The organism is Janthinobacterium sp. OK676 (genome assembly GCF_900103595.1).
Lineage (GTDB): Bacteria > Pseudomonadota > Gammaproteobacteria > Burkholderiales > Burkholderiaceae_D > Janthinobacterium.
In genome coordinates this window covers 145,114-167,729 of sequence record NZ_FNHA01000001.1, presented here as the reverse complement: position 1 = coordinate 167,729, position 22,616 = coordinate 145,114, and the positions used below count along the sequence as shown (strand labels likewise).

The following is a 22,616-nucleotide window of genomic DNA, read 5'->3' as shown; positions in this document are numbered from 1 at the left end:
ACCAGCCCATGCAGGAGGACATCATGGCTAATCAACTGATCCGTCGCGATCCGCAAAACCCGCTGGCACGTTTCGATCCGTTCAGCGACATGGAAGAATTCATGCACGACTTTTTCGCCCCCGCCTTGCGCTTGCGCGACGGGGGATCGTCACGCATGCGTGTCGACATCTCCGAAACCGAACAAGCGTATCAGGTGCAGGCGGACATTCCCGGCGTTAACAAGGACGATATCAAGGTCTCCATCGACGGCAACCGCGTTTCCATCAGTGCCGAACTCAAGGATGAAAGAGTGACGCGCGACGGCGGCGGCAAGACCGTGCGCAGCGAACGCGAGTACGGCCAGCAATACCGCAGCTTCGTGCTGCCGCACGAGGTGGACGAGGCTGGCGCGCAGGCCCGCTATGAAAATGGCGTGCTGCTGCTGGACTTGCCGAAGAAGGAAGGCACGGGCGGGCGGCAGCTGGCGATACAGTGAATCGGGCCGGGCCGGGTTTTAGCTGCGCAGGTCAGATTAGCGCAGCGTAATCTGACACCTTCGTGACGGCGCCTGTCGGCTTACACCCTGCGGGCTAAGCCGACCTACGAAAAAACGCCGGACGGTGCCGGCGTTTCCTGGAGTGTTCCGGGTGGCGGGGCGCTGCCACGCGAATTGACTCTCTCTATATAGATGTCAGTTTTAGCTGCGCAGGTCAGATTAGCGCGGCGTAATCTGACACCTTCGTGGCGGCGCCTGTCGGCTTACGCCCTGCGGGCTAAGCCGACCTACGAAAAAACGCCGGACGATGCCGGCGTTTCCTGGGGTGTTCCGGGTGGCGGCGCGCTGCCACGCGAATTGACTCTCTAAATATGTCAGTTTTAGCTGCGTAGGTCAGATTAGCGCGGCGTAATCTGACACCTTCGTGGCGGCGCCTGTCGGCTTACGCCCTGCGGGCCAAGCCGACCTACGAAAAAACGCCGGACGGTGCCGGCGTTTCCTGGGGTGTTCCGGGTGGCGGGGCGCTGCCATCCCAATTGACTCTCTCTATATATATGTCAGTTTTAGCTGCGTAGGTCAGATTAGCGCGGCGTAATCTGACAATCTTCGTGGCGGCGCCTGTCGGCATACGCCCTGCGGGCTAAGCCGACCTACGAAAAAACGCCGGACGATGCCGGCGTTTCCTGGGGTGTTACGGGTGGGCGCTGCCACCCGGATTGCCTCTATATATGTCAGTCGCGGATTTCCAGCGCCCGGTTCAGGCTCAGGGCGGCCAGCGAGGCGACGGCGCCCGACAGCAGGTAGAAGCTGACGTAGGCGAGACCGAAGTTGGCCGACAGGCCCAGCGCCACGAGCGGGGCGAAGCCGGCACCCACGAGCCAGGCCAGGTCGGACGTCAGCGCCGCACCCGTGTAGCGGAAGCGGGCAGGGAAGTTGGCCGTCACGGCGCCGGCTGCCTGGCCGTAGGACAAGCCCAGCAGGCTGAAGCCCACGAGGATGAACACGTCCTGGCCCGTATTGCCGCCACCCATCAGGGTCGGCACGAAGGCGCTGAAGATGGCGATCAGCACGGCCAGCACGCCCAAGGTGGTGCGGCGGCCCACTTTATCGGCCAGCAAGCCGGAAATCACCACGCCGATGGCGGCCAGCACGGCGCCCATCATCTGGATTTGCAGGAAGTCCGAAGCGGAACGGGTCTGGTAGACGGAGATCCACGACAGCGGGAACACGGTCACGAGGTGGAACAGGGCGTAGCTGGCCAGCGCGGCGAGGGCGCCGATCAGCACGTTGCGGCCCTGGCCGCGGCTCATTTCAAACACGCTCACGGGCTGCAGTTCGCGTTCGTCCAGCAGGCGCGCATATTCATTCGTCGACACCAGGCGCAGGCGGGCAAACAGGGCCACCACGTTGATGGCGAACGCCACGTAGAAAGGATAGCGCCAGCCCCAGTCGAGGAATTCTTCGTCCGTCAGGGTGGTGAGCATGAACCAGAACAGGCCGGCGGCGATGAGGAAGCCGGCGGGCGCGCCCAGCTGGCCCAGCATGGCATACCAGCCGCGCTTGTTCTGCGGCGCGTTCAGGGCCAGCAGCGATGGCAAGCCATCCCAGGAACCGCCCAGGGCCACGCCCTGGCCGATGCGCAGCACGGACAGCCAGACGATGGCGGCAAAGCCCAGGTGGGCATAGGTCGGCAGGAAGGCGATGCCGGCGGTCGACACGCCCAGCAGGAAGAGGGCGAACGTCAGCTTGGCGCTGCGCCCCATGCGGCGCTGGATTTCCATGAAGATCACGGTGCCGAAGGGGCGGGCGATGAATGCGAACGAAAAGATCAGGAATGCATATAAGGTACCCTCCAGGCGTTCCTCGAACGGGAAGAAGACGCGCGGAAACACCAGCACCGAGGCGATGGCGTAGACAAAGAAGTCAAAGTATTCGGAAGCGCGGCCGATGATCACGCCGACGGCGATCTCACCGGGGTCGATATGCGATTCGACCGTGCCGGCCCCGCGTGCGTCGCGCAGGGAATGGGGGGCAAAGTCGGCGGGTACGTCCCCGCCGTGTGTGCGCGTGCTGGACATGATGATCGTCTCCAATATAGTTTCGAGTTCGGCCAACGCGTAACATACTCCGGGTGTCTCACGCCCGGAGTAGGACTATTCAATAGGTAGCTGTAGGAAAACTCCTCAATTGCCTAGTAAAAGTCCGAGCAAGGGGTAGGACAAAACGTCCAATTGCCAACGCGCTCCAGTGAGAATACAGTACCATATCTTCATCCCCTGTACTGGACTTTCCTGTATGTTTTCATTAAAAGTTCGTCGCGGACTGTTTCTTTTACCTCTCGCATTGTTGGCTGGTTGCAATACGGTGGTACTGAATCCGTCTGGTGACATCGCAGTTCAGCAAGGCAATCTGATTGTCATCTCGACATTGCTGATGCTGTTGATTATCGTTCCGGTAATCGCCCTGACCCTGCTTTTCGCATGGCGCTATAGAAAAAACAACACCGCGGCCAAATACGAGCCGGACTGGGACCACTCGACTCGCCTCGAGCTGATTATCTGGGGCGCGCCCCTGTTGATCATTATCGTGCTGGGCCTGCTGACCTGGATCAGCACCCACACCCTCGATCCATACCGCCCATTGAGCCGTATCGACGCCAATCGTCCCATTCCTGCCAGCCACAAGCCGATGATCGTCGAAGTCGTGGCCCTGGACTGGAAATGGCTGTTCATCTACCCGGAGCAAGGCATCGCTTCCGTGAATGAACTGTATGCGCCCGTCGATCGTCCGATCCGCTTCAAGATCACCGCGTCGTCCGTCATGAACTCGTTCTTCATCCCCGCACTGGCAGGTCAGATCTACGCCATGCCGGGCATGGAAACGCAGTTGAATGCCGTCATCAACAAGCCTGGCGAATACAAGGGTTTCTCCGCGAACTACAGCGGTGCCGGTTTCTCGGGCATGCGCTTCAAGTTCCACGGTGTCAATGATGCGGACTTCGACAAATGGGTGGCATCGGCACGCGCCGGTGGCGGCGCGCTGAACCGCGACGACTACCTGTCGCTGGCCCAGCCTAGCGAACGCGATCCGGTGCGTCACTACAGCGCCGTGCCTAACGATCTGTACAAGGCAATCCTGAATCGCACCATCGTTTCCGACGCCCTGTGCGTGACGCCGGTCGAGCCATACAAATTGACGATGGCAAATAGCCCGGTAGCGGCCGTAACGGCAGTAGTCGCTAGCGATGCAGTAGTTGAAAAGGGCGTTCAAGCCAAGTAACGACTGCATGAATCCCGCAGCGCATTGCGCTGCAGATACTGGCGCCGCTTGCCTGGCGCCTCCCTTTTTTCTCTGAGAGTAACAATGCTAGACCATATTGATCTGACGAAGCTTATATTCGGCCGTCTGACTTGGGATGCAATTCCATTTCACGAACCTATCCTGCTGGCGACCTTTGCGATGGTCGCCCTGGGCGGTATCGCACTCGTTGCGGCACTGACGTATTTCCGCGTCTGGGGTACCCTGTGGCGCGACTGGATCACCAGTATCGACCATAAAAAAATCGGTATCATGTACATGATCCTGGGCCTGATCATGCTGCTGCGCGGCTTTGCCGACGCGCTCATGATGCGTACCCAGCAGGCCATCGCCTTTGGCGACAATGCCGGCTTCCTGCCACCGCATCACTACGACCAGATCTTCACCGCCCACGGCGTGATCATGATCTTCTTCGTCGCGATGCCTTTCGTGACGGGTCTGATGAACTACGTGGTGCCGCTGCAAATCGGCGCGCGCGACGTGGCTTTCCCATTCCTGAACAACTTCAGCTTCTGGATGACCACCATGGGCGCCGTCCTGGTGATGGCTTCCCTGTTCGTCGGCGAATTCGCCCGCACGGGCTGGCTGGCCTATCCGCCGCTGTCGGGCATCGTCGGCAGTCCGGACGTGGGGGTAGACTATTACATCTGGTCATTGCAGATTGCCGGGGTCGGGACGCTGCTGTCCGGTGTCAACCTGATCGCCACCATCGTCAAGATGCGCGCGCCGGGCATGACCTGGATGCGCATGCCGATTTTCACCTGGACCGCACTGTGCACCAACATCCTGATCGTCGCCGCCTTCCCGGTGCTGACGGCCGTACTGGCCATGCTGTCTCTGGACCGCGTTGCCGGCTTTAACTTCTTCACGACGGAACTGGGCGGCAACGCCATGATGTACGTCAACCTGATCTGGATCTGGGGCCACCCGGAGGTGTACATCCTGATCCTGCCGCTGTTCGGCGTGTTCTCGGAAGTCGTTGCCACGTTCTGCAGCAAGCGCCTGTTCGGCTATGCGTCGATGGTGTACGCCACCTGCGTCATCATGATTTTGTCGTACCTGGTATGGCTGCATCACTTCTTCACCATGGGTTCGGGCGCCAGCGTCAACTCCTTCTTCGGCATCACGACGATGATCATCTCGATCCCGACGGGCGCGAAGATCTTCAACTGGCTGTTTACCATGTACCGCGGCCGCATCCGCTTTGAACTGCCGATGCTGTGGACGATCGGCTTCATGGTCACCTTCACCATCGGCGGCATGACCGGCGTGCTGCTGGCCGTACCACCGGCGGACTTCGTGCTGCACAACAGCCTGTTCCTGATCGCCCACTTCCATAACGTGATTATCGGCGGCGTGGTCTTCGGTGTGTTCGCTGCGATTAACTACTGGTTCCCGAAAGCCTTCGGCTACAAGCTCGACACGTTCTGGGGCAAGTGCTCGTTCTGGTTCTGGTTCGTCGGTTTCTACCTGGCCTTCATGCCGCTGTACGTGCTGGGCCTGATGGGCGTGACCCGCCGTGTCAACCACTTTGAAGATCCATCCTTGCAAATCTGGACCATCATCGCCTGGTTTGGCGCCGTCTCGATCGCGCTGGGTATCGGCTCCTTGCTGATGCAGTTCTATGTCAGTTTCCGCAACCGTCACGCCCTGCGCGACGTGACCGGCGACCCATGGGGCGGCCGTACGCTGGAATGGGCGACATCGTCGCCACCGCCAGACTATAATTTCGCCTTCACGCCACAAGTGCACGAACTCGATGCATGGACTGACATGAAGAAACACGGTTACCAGCGTCCGACGTCCGGTTTCACGAAGATCCACATGCCGAAGAACACCTGGGCCGGTTTCGTGATCGCCGCACTGTCCGCACTGGTCGGTTTTGGCCTGATCTGGCAAATGTGGCTCGTCGCCAGCGTCGGCTTCGTGATCATGATGGCCGCCATCATCGTCCATACCTTTAACTACAAGCGCGATTACTACATTCCTGCGGAAGAAGTCATCCGTACCGAAGACGCTTATACTAAATTGCTGAGCAGCCATGTCTGATACCATCGCCCATAACACCGGCGCCGCTGGCGCCGCACCAAGCACGCGCAGCTACTTTGTGCGCGAGCACCACCCGGAAAACGGCAGCCTGCTGGGTTTCTGGCTTTACCTGATGAGCGATTGCCTGATCTTCGCCTGTCTGTTCGCCACCTATGCAGTGCTGGGCCGCAGCTACGCGGACGGCCCGACGGGCGCCGCGCTGTTCGACCTGCCGCTGGTGGCCGTCAACACGGCCATGCTGCTGCTGTCGTCGATCACCTACGGCTTCGCCATGCTGGCCATGCAGCGCAAGCAATTGCGCAGCACCCTGGTCTGGCTGGCCATCACGGGCCTGTTCGGCCTGGCCTTCCTGTCGCTGGAAATGTATGAATTCATTCATCTGATCCACGAAGGCGCCGGTCCGCAGCGCAGCGCGTTCCTGTCGTCGTTCTTCGCCCTGGTCGGCACCCACGGCTTGCACGTGACGTTCGGCGTGATCTGGCTCGTGACCCTGATGTTCCAGTTGAACAAGCATGGCCTGACCCCGGAAAACGGCCGCCGCATGATGTGCCTGTCGCTGTTCTGGCACTTCCTGGACGTCATCTGGATCGGCGTCTTCACCTTTGTCTACCTGATGGGAGTGCTGCCATGAGCGACCACCACACACACGGCGATAGCCACCACCATGACAACCACGATCATGGCAGCCTGAAAAGCTATACCATCGGCTTCATCCTGTCGGTGATCCTGACGGCCATTCCTTTCTGGCTGGTGATGACGAAAGCCATCACCAACTCGGGCACCATGGGCCTGGTCCTGCTGGCGTTCGCGGCTGTTCAAGTGGTCGTGCACATGGTGTACTTCCTGCACATGAACACGAAGTCCGAAGGCGGCTGGAACATGATGGCGCTGATCTTCACCGTCATGATCGTGGGCATTGCGATGGCCGGTTCCCTGTGGGTCATGTACCACATGAACCACAACATGATGCCGGATCTGATGCCTGAGTACATGCATACGAAAACGGCTCCATGATGAGTCAAACGCGCCCTGGCAGTACCGGGCGCGCCCCTGGCGCCGCATCGCAAGATGCCGCGCCAGGCCCACGCGGCATGGTCGTGCGATATGCGCTGGCCGTGCTGGCGGGGATCCTGTTTGCCGGTTTCTGTGCCCTGGGCACCTGGCAAGTCAAGCGCCTGTTCTGGAAGCTTGACCTGATCGAGCGCGTCGAACAACGCGTACATGCGCCCGCAACGGACGCACCTGGACCCGCAGCCTGGGCCAGCATCACGCAGCAAACGGACGAATACCGCCATGTGCGACTCTCCGGTACCTATCTCCCCATTTTCAATACCCTGGTGCAAGCAACGACGGCACTGGGCAGCGGTTACTGGCTGATGACGCCATTGCGCCTGGCCGATGGCAGCACCGTGCTGGTCAACCGCGGCTTTGTGCCGAAACGCGAAGGCATCGCCGCCAGCACGCCGGCCGGCATCGTCCACGTCGACGGCTTGCTGCGCGTCAGCGAGACGGGCGGTGGTTTCTTGCGCGAAAACAGTCCTGCCACGCAGCACTGGTATTCGCGCGATGTGGCCGCCATCGGCGCCTCGCACATGCTGACCAAGGTGGCGCCATATTTTGTCGACGCGAAGGCCAAATCGGAAACGGCCAGCGACGCTCCCGTCGGCGGACTGACCGTGGTTTCCTTCCACAACAACCACCTCGTGTACGCCTTGACGTGGTTTGCGCTGGCCCTGATGGTGGCCGGCATCACGTGGTGGATCGTGCGCGAAGACAAGCGTCGCCGCGCGCGCCGCCGCGCCGGCACGCAAGAGAGCGACCATGCCGGGCAGGATTGAGATCCTGCCCAACCGCGAAGTGCTGGAGCGCGGCGCGGTGGCGGCCGAGATGGAACATCCGGCCGGCCACCAGAACATGAAGCTGCTGATCCAGCTGCGCTGGCTGGCCGTGATCGGCCAGATCAGCACGATCTTCGGCGTGGGCGTGGGACTGGGCATCGCCTTGCCCGTGCCCTACATGCTCGAAGTGCTGTCCTGCCTCATCGCCTTCAACCTGGCCAGCCTGTTGCGCTGGCACGAACGCCAGCCCGTCTCCAACACGGCCCTGTTCCTCGCCTTGCTGGTCGACGTCACCGTGCTGACGGCCCAGCTTTACCTGAGCGGCGGCATCAGCAATCCGTTTGCCTTCCTGTATTTACTGCAAGTCATCCTCAGCGCCGTCCTGCTGGAAGTGTGGTCGACGTGGATCATGGTGGCCATCACCAGCCTGTGCCTGGCCGGCCTGGCCTTGCTGCCCGGCCCCCTGATCCTGCCGATCGACCCCGAGCGGGGCTTTTCCAGCCTGTACGTGCAAGGCTTGCTGATCTGTTTCATCCTGAACGCGGCCTTGCTGGTGGTCTTCATCACGCGCATCAACCGCAACCAGCGCGCCGGCGACGCCAAGGTGGCGGACTTGCGGCAGCGCGCGGCGGAAGAAGAGCACATCATCCGCATGGGCTTGCTGGCATCGGGCGCCGCGCACGAGCTGGGCACGCCGCTGGCAACACTCTCCGTCATCCTCGGCGACTGGCGCCGCATGCCGGAATTGAGCAAGAACAGCGAATTGCTGGAAGAAATCACGGAAATGCAGGCGCAGCTGCAGCGCTGCAAGAGCATCGTCAGCGGCATTTTATTGTCGGCGGGCGAGGCGCGCGGGGAATCTTCCGTGAAAACGACAATCAATACCTTCCTCAACGACCTGGTCGACGAGTGGCGCACCAGCCGCCCGATCCAGGATTTCGAGTACGATAACCGCATCGAGCACGACGTGCCCGTCGTCTTCGATTCGACGCTGAAACAAACCATTTGCAACGTGCTCGACAATGCGCTGGAAGCGTCGCCCGAGTGGCTGCGTTTTGAAGCGACGCGCGAAGCGGACGCCTTGCACCTGGTCATTACCGATGCGGGCCCCGGCTTCGAGCCATCGATGCTCACGCACCTGGGCAAGCCGTATCAAAGCAGCAAGGGCAAGCCCGGCGGCGGCCTTGGTTTGTTCCTAGTGGTCAATGTCGCGCGCACCCTGGGCGGCACGGTGACGGCGCGCAACCGGGTGCAGGGCGGGGCGGTGGTGCACCTGGCCTTGCCGCTGGCGGCCATCAAACTGGAAAGAGAAAGCGACCCCCATGCAGGATGACCGTCTGTTACTGATCGTGGAAGACGACGCCGCGTTTGCCCGCACCCTGGGCCGTTCGTTCGAGCGGCGCGGCTACCAGGTCATCCTGGCCACCAATTTCGACGAAGCGAGCGCCCTGCTCGAGCAGCATTGCCCCGACTACGCCGTCGTCGACCTGAAACTCAATGGCAATACCTCGGGCCTGGCCTGCGTGCAGATGCTGCACCAGCATGACCCGGACATGCTGATCGTCGTGCTGACCGGCTACGCCAGCATCGGCACGGCCGTCGAAGCGATCAAGCTGGGCGCCTGCCAGTATCTGGCCAAGCCGTCGAACACGGACGACATCGAAGCGGCCTTCGGCCACGTGGCCGGCAACGCCGACATCGAACTGACGAACCGCGCCACCAACATCAAGACCCTGGAATGGGAACGCATCCACGAAATGCTGGCCGAGACGGATTTCAATATCTCGGAAACGGCGAGAAGGCTGGGCATGCACCGGCGCACGCTGGCGCGCAAGCTGGAAAAGCAGCGGGTCAAGTAGACATTCCGTTAGTCACTGCGCAGTTTGGTCGTTGTCGAATGCTAATTCGAGCACACTGTCGTCGCTCCCGCGCATTCTGTGGGAAAGCAGCGGTATCGAGCATTGTGGGATTGTTGTTATGTGTACAGATGGATGGCGTTCAAGCCGGCGCCCGCCACTCCATCTTCTGCACGCGGATATGCGGATGGCTTTCCAGCGCTTCCCATACCGGTAAAAAGACAAAGCCCTGTTTCTGGTAAAACGCCGCCGCGCGCGCATTCTCCGGCGCCACGTCGAGCACCAGCCGAGGATGGCCATTGCCCACGGCGCATTGTTTCACGGCATCGACCAGGCCTTGCGCCACGGCCAGGCCCCGATATTCGGACTGTACCCACATGGCGATCAGATGACACTCGCCATTGCCGGCCACCACTTGTGCGGCCAGGCCGATGGCTTGTTCTCCGTCAAAGGCGAGGAAAAACGTGCGCTGTGGCGTGCTGGTGGCGCGCTGCTGCCAGTCGGCATCGGAAAAACCGGCCGCGCTGGCGTGGCTGGCGCCAAAGGCCGTGGGCGCGTCGAGCAGGGCGGCCAGACGCGTGGACTTCAACGCCAGCCAGTCGGCGGCGCTGCTGGGGCGGATGACGATGTGATTCAATTCTGCGACATTCCTTAACTGGTCGGCGCGGCCGTGGAGGTGAAAAGTATTAAATAATATTAACAGGATCGCAGCCTGGTTTGTTGCCGTTCCCGTATATTTACTCACGCCAAGTTGTATGCGCGTCCTGACAGTTCCAACAGTGCCCTGGCCTGGGCGACCGCCAGCAAGGCCGCGCGGTAAAAGGCATCGGGTGAGGAGTTGACGTCGTCCACCAGCACGGCCGTGATCCACATGCCGCGGCTTGCCAGATAGTGGGGAAAAGCGTCGTTCATGCCCTCATGCAAGCCTTGCAGGATGGCCGCCTGGTATTCTTCGGGACATGCCACCTGCCAATGGATGCCAGCTTGCTGGCTGTCATGAAATTGTATGCGTAATCCTGCCGTGCGGAAGCGCCCGCCCAGGTGCTGGCTGAACCAGGCCAGGTGCTCGGTCTGCAGGGGAACCTTGCCATGTTGAGCTGTCATGATTGATCCCATATTTCCACCGTCAGCAGCTGTCCCGGCGCGCAGGCGGCGATGCGCTGCGCATGCATGGTGATGGTGCCCGGCCAAGCCGTGGGTTGGTCGCGGGGGAATGCGCCCTCCTGCGCATCGGCGATGCCTGCCTGCAGCAGAGGCACGACGACGTCCGCCAGCGCCGTGTAGCGGTTGGGAAAGCCATTGAACGTCAGCTGCGTCGCCTTGCCTTGCTGGCACAATTGCGCGATCCAGTCCGCGCCGAACAGGCCCGCTTCCCAGCTGGCGAGAAGCGCTTCCTTGTTGACCTTCGTCATATTGGCCATTTGTTCCGGAGTTTCCGTTGAGATAATGGTCCACCAGCCTGCCATGGATTTTCCTTGTAAAAAGTAAGGTTAACGGGTCATGGCGCGGCGCAGCAGGTAGCTGAGGCCATCGACGGCGGCCACCATCAGCAGCATGGCGACGATGACGGTGGCCGCGTTCTGCATCTGGAACAGCGACAGATGGTATTTCAGCATTTGCCCCAGGCCGCCCGCACCGACGATGCCGAGGATGGCGGCGGCGCGGATATTGTTTTCCCAACGATACAGGGTGTAGGACATCATCTGCGGCCCGCATTGCGGCAAGGTGGCGTACAAAAAGGCCACGGCGGGGCGCGCGCCATTGATGCGCAAGGTGGCGGCAGGCAGGGGCGGGCAGTTTTCAAAGGCGTCGGCAAACAACCGTCCCAGCACGCCCACCGTGTGCAGGGCCAGCGCCAGGGTGCCCGCGAAGGGGCCCAGGCCGGCGGCGATCAGCAGGATCGACGCCCACACCAGTTCGGGAATGGAGCGCAGCACGTTGAGTATCGCGCGCGTGGCATTGCGCGCCACGTTGCCAAAACGGCCGCTGGCGGGCAGGGCCAGCAGTGCGCCCGCGAGGGCCGCGATGACCGTGCCGATGGCCGACATGGCCAGGGTCTCGAAGGTGGCAACGCCCACTTTCATGAGGAAGTTGGGCGCCAGCTCGGGCGGGGCGAAGCCGTGCAGGAAGTCGGCCGTCGTACGCAGAGCATCCGCGCTGAAGAACTCGCCCCATTTCAGGGGCAGGCTGGCAAAGCTGGCGATGACCAGCAGCAGCAAACCGGCCAGCAAGGCCCAGGTCGACCAGCGCACGGGCGCAGGCGCGGGCATGGCGGTGAAATGCGGATGCTTCATGCCAGCCTCCGGCGCAGCATGGCGGACACGGCGTCGGCACCCGCCACCAGCAGCACGAAGACCATCAGCATGGTGGCCAACTCACTGCCCGCCATCATCTTCATCGATTCATCCATGCGCTGGCCCAGGCCGCCGGCGCCGACAAAGCCCATGACGACGGAGCCGCGGATCGCGCATTCCCAGCGGTAAATCGTGTACGACACCAGTTCGGCGGCCGACTCGGGCAGGGCGCCGTACAGCAAGGCTTTTAATCTGCCGCTGCCGTTGTGGAGCAGGGCGTTACAGGCGGACGCATCCGACGATTCGAGGATTTCCGCATACACCTTGCCCAGCATGCCGCAATAGGTGAGGGCAATGGCGATCACGCCCGCCGTCGGTCCCAGTCCCACGATGCGCACCAACAGCAAGGCCCAGACCAGTTCCGGCACGCTGCGCAGCAGCACCAGCAAGGCCCGCACGCAATGGCGCAGGGCGGCGGCCAGCGGCGACACTCTTCCGCTGCCGATGCGCGAGATCGACAAGCGCTCCGTCACCAGCAGGGTCAAGGGAATGGCGCCCAGCATGGCCAGCGCCATGCCGGCCGTGGCCATGGCGATGGTTTCCCAGCTTGATACGGCCACCAGTTGCAAAAATTCCAGTGAGTGCGCGGGCGGCACGAAGCTGGCCATGAATTGCCAGGTGGCGGCCAGGCTTTGCGCATCCCATAAAATCCACGGCTTGAATTCGGCTTGCACCAGCATCGGCCACAGCACGATGAGGATGATTGCGGCGCCAGTCAGGCGGCCGCGCCAGGCGGGGTCGCGCGGCATGGCGGTGCTCTTCAGCAAAGGGGCCTCGCCGCGTCCAGGTTGGCTTCGACGGCCTCGAACTGCGGCGCAGGATCGGCCTTGTTGCGGTATAGCTCGGCGATCATCGCATCGCTGACCTCGCTGCTGCGTGCATCGAAGACGACCTGGCCGTCGCGCAGGGCGACGATGCGCGTAAAGCAGGCGCGGGCGATTTCCACTTGGTGCAGGCTGCAGATCAGCGTGGCGTTGCGCGCCGTCGCTTCGGTCTGCAGCACGTTAATCGTCTGCAAGGCGAGAGTGGGATCGAGCGCGGACAAGGGTTCGTCGACGAGAAAGACTTCCGCATCCGACACGAGCGCGCGGGCCATGCCGCAGCGCTGGCGTTCGCCGCCTGACAGGCGGTCGACCCGCGCATACAGTTTGTCTTGCAGATTGAATTTACCGAGCGCTTCCCACGCGGCGCGCGGGTCGACGGGCGCCAGCAGCGAGCGGATGGCCGTCCACAAGCTCCATTGCGGCAGGCGGCCCGCCAGCACGGTATTGACGACCCGCTGGCGCGGCGGCAGCGGCGGCGTTTGCGGCGCCAGGAACAGGCGCGCGCGCAAGGCGTGGCGCGCGGCGCTGCCGAGCTGCCAGGGCGACGTGCCCAGGATGTTCAATGTGCCCGATTCCGGGCGCAGCGCGCAGGCCAGGGTGTGCAGCAAGCTGGTCTTGCCGGCGCCGGAAGGGCCGATCAGGGCGATCTGTTCACCTTGGGCCACGTCCAAGCTGAGCTCGCGCAGGGCCAGCGCATTGCCGGCGGCGCCCGCGTGATGGACGCTGACCTTGTGAAGTTGGAATGTCATGCTTGTGAAATCGGTAGGTCGGATTAGGCCGGTGGCCGTAATCCGACAACATTGTTGGCATCATTGCCTGTGTCGGATTACGCGGCTTTGCCGCTAATCCGACCTACGGCAAACGCGTCGGCGTAAATTACTTCAACAGCTTCGCATCGCGCGCAGCCGCTTCGATATCCTTGTAGTTCTCGGCCTTGGTCGGGATGAACTTGGTGGCGCGCTGCAGTTCGAGGATTTCCTTGCCTTCGGCCGTGGACGGGTCCAGCGCCAGGAAGGCGTCCGTCAGCTTCTGGCGCACGGCGGGGTTCATGTCGGCGCGCACGCTCCAGTTGTAGTCGTAGTAGCCCGGTGTCGTGTAGAACACGCGCACCTTGCTAGGATCGACTTTCTTGCCTTCGACCAGTTTTTCCCACACGGAGATATTCAGGGTGCCCGCATCGACCTTGCCGCCGGCCACTGCCGCCACGGTGGCGTCATGCGCGCCGGAAAACGCGATGCGCTTCATGTCCGTATCCGGGTTGATCTTGGCGGCCAGCAGGTAGTAGCGTGGCATCAAGTGACCCGAGGTCGACGATTCCGAACCGAATGTGAAATTCTTGCCCTTCAGGTCAGACAACTGATTGATGTCCTTGCTGGTGGTCACGAACACGGAGCGGAACTTCGTGTCTTCCTCGCGCTGCACCAGCGGGACGATCTTGCCGCCGCTGCGCACGTTCGCTTGCACGAAGGTAAAACCGCCGAACCAGACCATATCCAGCTTGTGATTGATCAAACCTTCCACGGACGCCGCGTAATCGGTAACAGGCGTAAATTCCACCTTCATGCCCAGCTTTTTCTCCAGGTAGCTGCCCAGCGGCTTGAACTTGCGCTGCAATTCCGTCGGCGCTTCGTCGGGGATGGCTGACACGCGCAACACTTGCTGCGCCTGCGCCAGGCCGCTGTGGATGGCCAGGGTGGCGGCGACGGTGGCCAGGATGGCGGGGAATTTGTTGGAAAACGTGGTCATGGGACTGCCTTTGCAAAAAATATTCATTAAAATACGGAAACCCCGGTCGTGCCTTCCTGCATCTCGCCGACGACGACGGCGTCGCCAAAGCCTTCGGCGCGGAAAATCGCCAGCACTTGCTCGACGGCTTCCGGCGCGCAGGCCACCAGCAGGGGGCCGGCCGTTTGCGGGTCCGTCAGGATCGCTTTGTCGATGGCGCTCAGGCTGTCGGCCAGCGCCACTTGCGCACCGTAGCCCTGCCAGTTGCGGCCGGAGGCGCCCGTGATGTTGCCGTTGGTCGCCAGTTGCTGCACCTGCGGCAGCAGCGGCACGTCAGCCATGGCGATACGCGCCTGCAGCTTGGCGCCGCGCGCCAGTTCCAGGGTGTGGCCCAGCAAGCCGAAGCCCGTCACGTCCGTCAGCGCATGCACGCCATCGAGCAGGGCCAGTTTCTTGCCCGGGGTATTCAATTTGGTGGTGTTCTCGATCAGGGAAGCGTAACCGTCCGCGTCGAGCGCATTTTTCTTCAGCGCGGCCGACAGGATGCCCACGCCGATCGGCTTGCCCAGTACCAGTTTGTCGCCGACGCGCGCACCCGCATTGCGTTTCACTTGCGACGGGTGGACGAGGCCCAGCACGACGAGGCCATAGATCGGTTCGACGGAATCGATGGTGTGGCCGCCCGCGATGGGGATGCCGGCCTGGGCGCAGATGGTTTCGCCGCCTTTCAGGATGAGACCGATGGTTTCCACGGGCAGCTTGTTGATCGGCATGCCGACCAGGGCCAGCGCCATGATGGGCGTGCCGCCCATGGCGTACACGTCGGAAATGGCGTTGGTGGCGGCGATGCGGCCGAAGTCGAACGGGTCGTCGACGATGGGCATGAAGAAATCCGTCGTGGCGATCAGCGCTTGCTCATCGTTGAGCTGATAAACGGCCGCGTCGTCCGAGGTTTCTATGCCGACCAACAATTCCTTCGGCAGGGGAAAGCCGCCGCTGCCCTTTAGAATGTCGGCCAGCACGCCCGGCGCAATTTTGCAGCCGCAGCCGCCGCCATGGGCAAATTCGGTCAATCGGATCGGTGTTGGAACGCTATCGGACATGGTCTTCATCCTGCTGAAATAAGTAATTAGATGGCAAGCCAGGCATCACGCGGCGCTGGCGGTACGGTTGTCGCCGACGATAGCACATAATGCGCGCGCGGCTTGCTCAAAGGCATGTTCTGAAATATCGGGCAGCACCAGCGGCGTCGCCTGGGCATAGCGGCTGAAGTTGCGGGCGATCGATTGCCGATAGACGGGGTCGTAATGCTGGACCAGCAGTTCTTCCACCAGCTCGGCCATGCGCCCAGAAGTGGCCAGCTGCTGCCAATGGGCAATTTTCTCCTTGCCGTGCAGCTGCGTCAACAGGGCCAGCTGCACGTTCAGGCGGGCCGGGTCGCCGACGAAATGCTCGTAGTCCTGCATCAGCAATTGCACGCGCTGGTCCGTGGCCAGGAGCACGTCCGTGCAAGCGGCCGCGCGCATCTTGTCCATCAGCGCATCGGGCACGCGCAAACGGCCCACTTTCTTGCTTTCCGATTCGATGAAGACGGGCAGCGCAGGGTCGAAAGTGCGCAGTTGCTGCCACAGCGCGCTTTCAAACGCCTTTTGCGCCGGCTGGTCTTCCTCGGGCAAGCCGCCCAGCACGGAGCCGCGGTGGGCCGCCAGATCTTCCAAGTCGATCACCTGGGCGCCTTGCCGGTCGAGTACTTGCAGCAAGCGGCTCTTGCCGCTGCCCGTGGGGCCGCACAGCACGTTGATGAAGTCGAAGCGTTCGGGCAGGGTGGCCAGCTCGGCGTTCACGTGGCGCCGGTAATCCTTGTAGCCGCCTTCGAGCTGCGTGACGGGCCAGCCGATGCGCGCGAGGATGTGCGCCATGGCGCCGCTGCGGTTGCCGCCGCGCCAGCAGTAGACGAGCGGCTTCCAGTGTTGCGGGTGGCCGAGGAAACCGTCTTCGATATGCCGCGCGATATTCTTTGCCACCAGCGCCGCGCCCAGCTTCTTCGCTTCGAAGGCGCTCGTCTGTTTGTATAAAGTGCCGACGCGTATGCGCTGCTCGTCGTCCAGCACGGGCAGATTGATGGCGCCCGGCAAATGGTCTTCCGCGAACTCGGACGGGCTGCGCACGTCGATGATGGCATCGAATTCATGCAGGCGTGGCAGGATGTCGCTGAAAGGCTGGACTGCGGGGTATTTCATCGTGGCGCGGCTGCTTGGAATGGGGAAAGACGTATTATCCCCGATAAACGCCCGTGCCGTGGCGTCTTAGCCCAACAATCTGCCCAGTAGCGGCGCCAGCAGCACAGTGACGATACCGGAAAAAATCATCGTCAGGCTGGCCACGGCGCCTTCTTCCGTGCCGACCCGGCGCGCCACGGACAGGCCGAAGCCGTGCGCGGCCGCGCCATACGGGGCGCCACGGGCGATGCGCATGCGCAGCGGCAGCAGTTTCAGCAACGGTTTGCCCAGCAGCAGGCCGAACAGGCCCGTCATGATGACGAAGATGCCCGTCAGTTGGGCCGAGCCGCCCATGTGGCGCGACGCTTCCAGCGCGAACGGCGTCGACACGGAACGGGCCAGCAGGCTGCGCGCCATGTCGCCGTGCACACCCAGCACCTTGTCCAGCAGCAGGGTGGCGGCGACCGACGCGGCGATGCCGGCGCAGCTGCCCAGCGACAGGGCCAGCCAGTGTTTGCCGATCAGCTTGCGCTCCTGGAAGATGGGCAGCGCAAACGCGATGGTGGCGGGACCCAGCAGCCACGGCAGCCAGCGCGTCTCGCCGAAATACGTGGCGAACGGCGTCGAAGTGGCTTGCACGATGACGATCAGTAACGCCGAGGTGCAGATGGCGGGCGTGAGCAAAAAGTGCGGATGGCGGCGGTGCAGCGCCTGGTTGGCGTAGAACAGCACCAGGGTCAGCAGCAAAAACAGCAGGGACAGGAGCACGGTATTCATGCTTGCGCCCGGGCTGCGCGCTGGCGCAGCAGTTTTTGCAGGCGCAGCTTGCGCTCAAGGCGGCACACCCATTCCACGGTGAAGGCCGTGGCCAGCATCACGCTGGCAAAGCCCAGGCCGATGTCGAGGAACAGGGTGAGGCCCTGGGTTTTCAGCAAGTGCGTAAACTGCACCACGGACACGACCAGCGGAATAAAGAACAGCAGCATATTGGCCAGCAGCCAGTTCGCGCCCAGTTCGATGGCGGCAGGCCGCACCCAGCCCGACAGCAGCAGGGCCACGAGCACGAACAGCCCCACCACACCGCCGGAAAACGGCAAGTGCAGGGAGGAGGCGGCCTCGTCCGCCAGCCACCAGGCGGCGATCAAGATGCCTACTTGCCACACGGTCTGCGCGGGCTGGCGCCAAGCAGGGACGGAAAGTGGGACGGTAGTGGCATAAGGGACGGCTTTCACGGCAGGCTTTCTAGCGGCAGGGGGAAGCTTGCATTGTAGGGAGCCCGCATCAAAAGATAAAATGACTTAAACTCATGATTATCATTCGAAATTGGAATGCATCATGGATATCCGCTCCCTGCGCTACTTCGTCGAAGTGGTCGAGCAAGCCAGTTTTACGCGGGCGGCCGCCAGGCTGCACGTGACGCAGCCCACCGTCAGCAAGATGGTCGCCCAGCTGGAACAGTCGCTGGACCTGGCCTTGCTCGACCGCGCGGGCAAGCGCTTTACCCTGACGGACGCGGGCAAGGTGGTGCTGTCGCGCGCGCATGAACTGCTGGCCCTGCACGCGGAACTGAAGGTGGAATTGCGCGACTTGCAACATCTGGAACGCGGTGAATTGCGCGTCGGCGTATCGCCGCAGACGCACTCGACCCTGGCGCCGTGGCTGGCCGAGTACCACCAGCGCTATCCCGGGATTGAGCTGAAGATGTACGAAAGCGGCACGCAGGCGATCGAGCGCGACTTGCGCACGGGCGCGGTGGAACTGGGCACCATGCTCGATTACCCTGGCAATGCGGCCACCTGGCAGGATTTCGAAGCCTTGCCCCTCGTGCGCTCGCCGCTGTGCCTGCTGGCCGCGCCCGGTTCGCCGTGGCAGGGGCGCGCTTCCGTGGCCCTGGCCGAGCTGGCCGACAGTCCCTTCATTTTCTATGGCGCCGCCTTTGCCCTGAACGACATCGTGCTGGACGCCTGCCAGCGGGCCGGGTTCGCCCCGCGCATCACGGGCCGCAGCGGCCAGTGGGATTTCATTGCCTCGCTGGTGCGGCTGGGCGTGGGTATCTGCCTGTTGCCGAAGATGTATTGCGACACGCTCGACGCCGCGCAATTCGACGTCCTTCCCCTTGCTGGTCCGCCCGTGGAATGGAATCTGATGCTGGCCTGGCGCCGGGGAGGGCGGCTGTCGTTTGCGGCGCGCGCCTGGCTGGAGCTCGTCAGGGCGCACATGGCGCAGCCCGGGCGATTACAATAGGCGCTCGCCAACCACCGCCAAGAATATGAAGAATATCGGTAAAACCAGTCTGAAACGCACGGCAGGCTCATTGCTGCTGGGATTGTTGTGCACCGTGGGCCTGATGAGCGAAATGGGTTACGCCCAGGCCGCCATCCCCGTGTATGGCTATTTCGTCAAGCATACCTATCCGCACGACCCGCAGGCGTTCACCCAGGGCTTGCTGTTCAAGGATGGTCATCTGTATGAAAGCACGGGCCAGAATGGCCAGTCCTCCTTGCGCAAGGTGGAGCTGGCGACGGGCAAGGTCTTGCAGAAAAGCATGCTCGACAAGAATGTGTTCGGCGAAGGCATCACGGACGTGGGCGATGAGATCCTGGGCCTCACGTGGGTGTCGAAGACCGGTTATGTCTTCGATCTGAAGACGTTCAAACTGAAACGCAAATTCAGCTACCAGGGCGAAGGCTGGGGCCTGGCCAGCGATGACAAGTTCGTCTACATGAGCGACGGCAGTTCCGCCATCCGCGTGCTCAACCCGAAAACCCTGGCCGAGGTGCGCCGCTTCGAGGTGAAGGCGGAAGGCCGCCCCATCGAGCGCCTGAACGAACTGGAAATGGTCGACGGCGAGCTGTACGCCAATGTGTGGGGCGCGGACGTGATCGCCCGCATCGACCCGGCCAGCGGCAAGGTCGTCGGCTGGATCGACCTGACGGGCTTGCTGCCACCGGAACAGCGCGGCACGGCCAATCCCGACGCCGTGCTCAACGGCATCGCCTGGGATGCGCGGGGCAAGCGCTTGTTTGTCACGGGCAAGCTGTGGCCCAAGCTGTTCGAGATCGAGCTGATCGAGATCCAGCGCCGTTGATGTTTCCAATGGCTATGTCACCGTCAGGTGTGGGAATGCGCCCAATGTTGCTTTCAACAGCGTTTCCGGTGAGCGGATGCGCCCGGCATCGAGTATCCAGCGCCACCCCAGGTAGTTCGGCAGGTAGCGTGTCGCCACGCCATGAAATGGCCCCAGCCATTGCCGCAAACGGCTGTGATAAGCATTGACGTTCTGCACGTGGGCGGCGCCCTGCACGCGGATGCCGGCGCGCAAGTTGACGGCCTGATGACTGATGCCCGCTTCCCTCGCAAAAGCCCGGTAGGCGGCATGGCCATCGGTGACCAGCAAGACATCCTTGTCGATGACGGGCAACAAACAGTGGTGCAACTGCGCCTGCGTCAGTGCCCCTTTGCCCGTGACGAAATCGAGCGTCTGGCCCGTGCGGTCGCGCGCCACCAGGATGCAGACCTGTTCATTGGAAATGCCGCGCTTGTGGGCATGGCCGCCCCGGCGGCGGGCCGGACGCGTCATTTTTTTGGCTCCCTTTTCCGATTCCAGCAGATATAACTCGTCGACCTCAGCGATGCCATGCAGGCCATGCGGCCGGTCGGTCTTCGCTACGCTGAGAAAGCGGTGGCGCCAGCGAAAGGTGGTATTGCGGTGTACGCCCAGTTGGCTCGCCGCCTTGCGCACGGAATCCGATGCCAGCAGGCAATCGGCGTAGTCGAGCCACAGCGCCTTGTGGCGCAAGCGGGCCAGCGGCGTGCCCGTCAAGGCATTGAAGGTGCGCCTGCAGGGAACGCAGCGGTAGCGCTGCAGGCCGTGCGCATGGCCGTGCCGGTGCAAGTGCGCTGAGTGGCAGGCGGGACAGGCCAATCGCGGCTGCGCCACATTTTCCAGCAGTGCGACGGTCGTGTCGTGTGGCTGGTTACTACGCAGCAGGGCAATGCCTGCTTGCCGCTGGCGTCGGCTCAACCGGGCAAACTGCGCAATCAAGGTGATCCATTCGGCTGGCCGCATGATTGGCTCCCGCAAAGTGAGTATGCAGAGTCAGACAGCACGGCCACAGGAAGATTCCGGCATTTCCCCTACTTGCTGATGACAGAGCCTTTTCAATTGGACAGTATTGTTGACGAGGAATCGTTTATCATCCTCGTTCTTCGCCCGGTGCGACCTTTACAGGATGCCATGCTGTCCCTCTCTTTATGCCGCCTGGCGGCCACCGCCTCGCTGCTTGCCGCCATCTCGCCCGCCGCACAGGCGCAGACGCCCAACATGCCGGTGGTCAGGCAATACGGCGACTTTGCCGTCACGAACAACCGCCACGATGCGCTCGTCACCTTGTCTTTCCGCCGGCACGGCTACTGGCCCGGCGGCGCCCGCGAAGTGGTGGAAGTGCGGTCCATCAAGGCCACGCGCGACGGCCAGCCCATGCTGCTGGCCTTTACCAAGGGCTATACGGGCCAGGGCACGATACTGATCGGCGTGCAGAATGGCGAACCGCTGATGCGCCCCATCAGTCCCTTGCAGCGCGACAACATGGTGCGCACGGAACGCGACCCCGAATGGGGCGTGCCGCAACCTGGCCGCCCCGAGATGCTGCTGTTTCCCCGCGACGGCCGCGCGCTCGATACAGGCACGGGCGAACTGCTGTGGTTTGACGTGCCGGGCAACGTCAGCGGCGACTATCCGCAGGCCATGCTGGTTTCCGTCTCGCCCGACGGGCGGCGCGGCGCTTATCTCACGAATGCGCTGACGAAGGTGGGCATCATCGTGGCCACGCGCGATGACGGCGTCGCTGGCGTCTTGGCCTTGCCGCCCGATACCTACCAACGGTGGCTGAAACCCTTGTCTGATGCCGCTTCCGCCCAGGCGGGCGCCGCCATCAAGGCGCGCCAGGGCCGCACGGATTCGATCCGCATCCGGCGCGAGCTGGAACTGGCCTGGTTCGGCCAGCAATTTCAATGGAAAGAAGGCACGGACGGTTGGCAAGTGTCAGGGCTGGGCCTTGCTTCCTCGCCGCCGGAAGGAAAACAGCCATGACAATATCCAAACTGATCGCCGGCTGCTTCGCCGCTTCCCTGCTGGCCGGCTGCGTGCATGGCGAAACGTTCCCCAAGGATTATCTGGCGCAAGATATCGACAAGCAGCAAGCCTTGCTGGAACTGGACGTGGTCTTCGGCAAAGAGCCCGATGACAAGCTGACGTCGCGCACGACGGCCCGCAATACCGTGGAATACGCGGGCGCGCCGCATATCGTCGTGCCGTTTTACCAGAAGGGACTCGGCTTCGACCAGGGGTTTGCCGGCACCTATATCTTTGGCGTCGTGTATCCCGTTGCCAAGGTCGAGACGGCCACGGCCAGCAGCCGCGTCTTTGGCCAGAAACTTGGCGGCCAGCAGCCGGGCAACCCCCGCTACCGCTTCCGCGTGCCGGGCAAGGCGCAGTGGAACAGCAATGAAACCTTCATGCTGAGCTTTGAGCGCAAGGGCCGCCGCGAAGAAATCACTTTCCGCTTCAGCAACGAACAAAGCTGCCCGTCCGCCTTCCTGGCCACCACGCCGCACTATGGCTTTCCCATCAAGGTCGTCGCCACGTTCAAGGATGACAAAGGCTGCCTGAAGGTATGCGACAGCCGCGAGCAGTGGCCCGGTTTCTGCGCCTTCCAGCCGCCGCCGGCCGGCTGACTATCAGCATGCAAGCCACGCGCCGGCGCCTGCCGGTGCGGCGCTTATACACGCACAGCTTTTGCCGATTCTATTCAATTGTCATCGAATGGCGGCTGAAAACGCCTATTTTCATGGCGCAAGGCGGGCCGCACCACTCCTCGGCCAGCGCATAAATCTTGCCGCAAAAGTATCTTTCCCAAGCGTATGATTTCCTTGCCGTGAACAGCGCTCGCAGATGG

At 62.4% G+C, this 22,616-nt stretch carries 25 protein-coding genes; 12 read left to right on the top strand and 13 right to left on the bottom strand.

What is annotated here, in order from left to right:
- The first annotated feature begins 23 nt into the window (after positions 1–23).
- A complete protein-coding gene (locus BLU39_RS00785; RefSeq protein WP_046683070.1) occupies positions 24–476 on the top strand; it encodes an Hsp20/alpha crystallin family protein in 453 nt (150 codons plus the stop codon).
- A gap of 731 nt (positions 477–1,207) precedes the next feature.
- Here BLU39_RS00785 and BLU39_RS00780 read toward each other — a convergent pair.
- Complete coding sequence (locus tag BLU39_RS00780) at positions 1,208–2,554, bottom strand: MFS transporter (protein WP_092709794.1); 1,347 nt, start codon at positions 2,552–2,554, stop codon at positions 1,208–1,210.
- 217 nt (positions 2,555–2,771) lie between these two features.
- Here BLU39_RS00780 and cyoA point away from each other — a divergent pair, with 217 nt between their 5' ends.
- From cyoA to BLU39_RS00745, 7 genes are all read left to right on the top strand, one after another.
- The gene (gene cyoA, locus BLU39_RS00775) at positions 2,772–3,755 is read left to right on the top strand and encodes a ubiquinol oxidase subunit II (RefSeq protein ID WP_232731081.1); all 984 of its coding nucleotides are present in this window, start codon (positions 2,772–2,774) and stop codon (positions 3,753–3,755) included.
- Between the two features lie 84 nt (positions 3,756–3,839).
- Positions 3,840–5,843, top strand: a complete 2,004-nt coding sequence (gene cyoB, locus BLU39_RS00770) for a cytochrome o ubiquinol oxidase subunit I (RefSeq protein ID WP_092708322.1) — start codon at positions 3,840–3,842, stop codon at positions 5,841–5,843.
- Complete coding sequence (gene cyoC / locus BLU39_RS00765; RefSeq protein WP_092708319.1) at positions 5,836–6,474, top strand: cytochrome o ubiquinol oxidase subunit III; 639 nt, start codon at positions 5,836–5,838, stop codon at positions 6,472–6,474. Before cyoB ends, cyoC begins: the two co-directional genes overlap by 8 nt.
- Complete coding sequence (gene cyoD, locus BLU39_RS00760; protein ID WP_092708316.1) at positions 6,471–6,857, top strand: cytochrome o ubiquinol oxidase subunit IV; 387 nt, start codon at positions 6,471–6,473, stop codon at positions 6,855–6,857. The genes cyoC and cyoD overlap by 4 nt, the downstream gene beginning before the upstream one ends.
- Positions 6,854–7,681: an SURF1 family protein gene (locus BLU39_RS00755; RefSeq protein ID WP_092708313.1), complete on the top strand. Its 828-nt coding sequence runs from the start codon at positions 6,854–6,856 to the stop codon at positions 7,679–7,681. The genes cyoD and BLU39_RS00755 overlap by 4 nt, the downstream gene beginning before the upstream one ends.
- A complete protein-coding gene (locus BLU39_RS00750) occupies positions 7,665–9,014 on the top strand; it encodes an ATP-binding protein (RefSeq protein WP_092708309.1) in 1,350 nt (449 codons plus the stop codon). Before BLU39_RS00755 ends, BLU39_RS00750 begins: the two co-directional genes overlap by 17 nt.
- Positions 9,004–9,540: a response regulator transcription factor gene (locus tag BLU39_RS00745; protein ID WP_034748067.1), complete on the top strand. Its 537-nt coding sequence runs from the start codon at positions 9,004–9,006 to the stop codon at positions 9,538–9,540. The genes BLU39_RS00750 and BLU39_RS00745 overlap by 11 nt, the downstream gene beginning before the upstream one ends.
- Before the next feature lie 139 nt (positions 9,541–9,679).
- Here the strand turns inward: BLU39_RS00745 and BLU39_RS00740 are convergent, their stop codons facing one another.
- The 11 genes from BLU39_RS00740 to BLU39_RS00690 all read right to left on the bottom strand — a co-directional run bounded on the left by BLU39_RS00740 (position 9,680) and on the right by BLU39_RS00690 (position 17,891).
- Positions 9,680–10,174 (bottom strand): GNAT family N-acetyltransferase, encoded by a 495-nt coding sequence (locus tag BLU39_RS00740; RefSeq protein ID WP_092708306.1) that lies wholly within the window; start codon positions 10,172–10,174, stop codon positions 9,680–9,682.
- A gap of 104 nt (positions 10,175–10,278) precedes the next feature.
- On the bottom strand, positions 10,279–10,641 hold the full coding sequence (locus BLU39_RS00735; protein ID WP_092708303.1) for a hypothetical protein: 363 nt from the start codon (positions 10,639–10,641) through the stop codon (positions 10,279–10,281).
- Positions 10,638–10,958, bottom strand: coding sequence for a hypothetical protein (locus BLU39_RS00730; protein ID WP_092708300.1), 321 nt, complete (start codon positions 10,956–10,958; stop codon positions 10,638–10,640). Before BLU39_RS00730 ends, BLU39_RS00735 begins: the two co-directional genes overlap by 4 nt.
- A 69-nt stretch (positions 10,959–11,027) precedes the next feature.
- Positions 11,028–11,831, bottom strand: a complete 804-nt coding sequence (phnE, locus tag BLU39_RS00725; RefSeq protein WP_092708297.1) for a phosphonate ABC transporter, permease protein PhnE — start codon at positions 11,829–11,831, stop codon at positions 11,028–11,030.
- Positions 11,828–12,640 carry a PhnE/PtxC family ABC transporter permease gene (locus tag BLU39_RS00720; protein WP_092709787.1) on the bottom strand — a complete coding sequence of 271 codons (813 nt, stop codon included), beginning with the start codon at positions 12,638–12,640 and terminating at the stop codon, positions 11,828–11,830. The genes phnE and BLU39_RS00720 overlap by 4 nt, the downstream gene beginning before the upstream one ends.
- A gap of 11 nt (positions 12,641–12,651) precedes the next feature.
- Positions 12,652–13,464, bottom strand: a complete 813-nt coding sequence (locus BLU39_RS00715) for a phosphonate ABC transporter ATP-binding protein (RefSeq protein ID WP_092708294.1) — start codon at positions 13,462–13,464, stop codon at positions 12,652–12,654.
- A gap of 127 nt (positions 13,465–13,591) precedes the next feature.
- Positions 13,592–14,461, bottom strand: a complete 870-nt coding sequence (locus BLU39_RS00710) for a putative selenate ABC transporter substrate-binding protein (RefSeq protein ID WP_092709784.1) — start codon at positions 14,459–14,461, stop codon at positions 13,592–13,594.
- A 26-nt stretch (positions 14,462–14,487) separates the two neighbouring features.
- Positions 14,488–15,543, bottom strand: coding sequence for a selenide, water dikinase SelD (gene selD, locus BLU39_RS00705; RefSeq protein WP_092709781.1), 1,056 nt, complete (start codon positions 15,541–15,543; stop codon positions 14,488–14,490).
- A 45-nt stretch (positions 15,544–15,588) separates the two neighbouring features.
- The gene (gene mnmH / locus BLU39_RS00700; RefSeq protein ID WP_092708291.1) at positions 15,589–16,680 is read right to left on the bottom strand and encodes a tRNA 2-selenouridine(34) synthase MnmH; all 1,092 of its coding nucleotides are present in this window, start codon (positions 16,678–16,680) and stop codon (positions 15,589–15,591) included.
- A 66-nt stretch (positions 16,681–16,746) separates the two neighbouring features.
- Positions 16,747–17,436, bottom strand: a complete 690-nt coding sequence (locus BLU39_RS00695) for an LrgB family protein (RefSeq protein WP_092708288.1) — start codon at positions 17,434–17,436, stop codon at positions 16,747–16,749.
- Entirely contained in the window at positions 17,433–17,891 is a 459-nt protein-coding gene (locus BLU39_RS00690; RefSeq protein WP_092708285.1) for a CidA/LrgA family protein, read from the bottom strand. Before BLU39_RS00690 ends, BLU39_RS00695 begins: the two co-directional genes overlap by 4 nt.
- Before the next feature lie 103 nt (positions 17,892–17,994).
- On the opposite strand from BLU39_RS00690, the gene BLU39_RS00685 reads away from it, so the two are divergent.
- Positions 17,995–18,903, top strand: a complete 909-nt coding sequence (locus BLU39_RS00685; RefSeq protein ID WP_092708282.1) for a LysR family transcriptional regulator — start codon at positions 17,995–17,997, stop codon at positions 18,901–18,903.
- Positions 18,904–18,928: 25 nt separating this feature from the next.
- On the top strand, positions 18,929–19,747 hold the full coding sequence (locus BLU39_RS00680; RefSeq protein WP_198511148.1) for a glutaminyl-peptide cyclotransferase: 819 nt from the start codon (positions 18,929–18,931) through the stop codon (positions 19,745–19,747).
- A 12-nt stretch (positions 19,748–19,759) separates the two neighbouring features.
- Here BLU39_RS00680 and BLU39_RS00675 read toward each other — a convergent pair whose 3' ends face one another.
- Positions 19,760–20,728 carry an IS1595 family transposase gene (locus BLU39_RS00675; RefSeq protein WP_092708279.1) on the bottom strand — a complete coding sequence of 323 codons (969 nt, stop codon included), beginning with the start codon at positions 20,726–20,728 and terminating at the stop codon, positions 19,760–19,762.
- 168 nt (positions 20,729–20,896) lie between these two features.
- Here BLU39_RS00675 and BLU39_RS00670 point away from each other — a divergent pair, with 168 nt between their 5' ends.
- Positions 20,897–21,751, top strand: a complete 855-nt coding sequence (locus BLU39_RS00670) for a hypothetical protein (protein WP_092708276.1) — start codon at positions 20,897–20,899, stop codon at positions 21,749–21,751.
- On the top strand, positions 21,748–22,395 hold the full coding sequence (locus tag BLU39_RS00665; protein WP_092708273.1) for a hypothetical protein: 648 nt from the start codon (positions 21,748–21,750) through the stop codon (positions 22,393–22,395). Before BLU39_RS00670 ends, BLU39_RS00665 begins: the two co-directional genes overlap by 4 nt.
- The last annotated feature ends 221 nt before the right edge of the window (positions 22,396–22,616 follow it).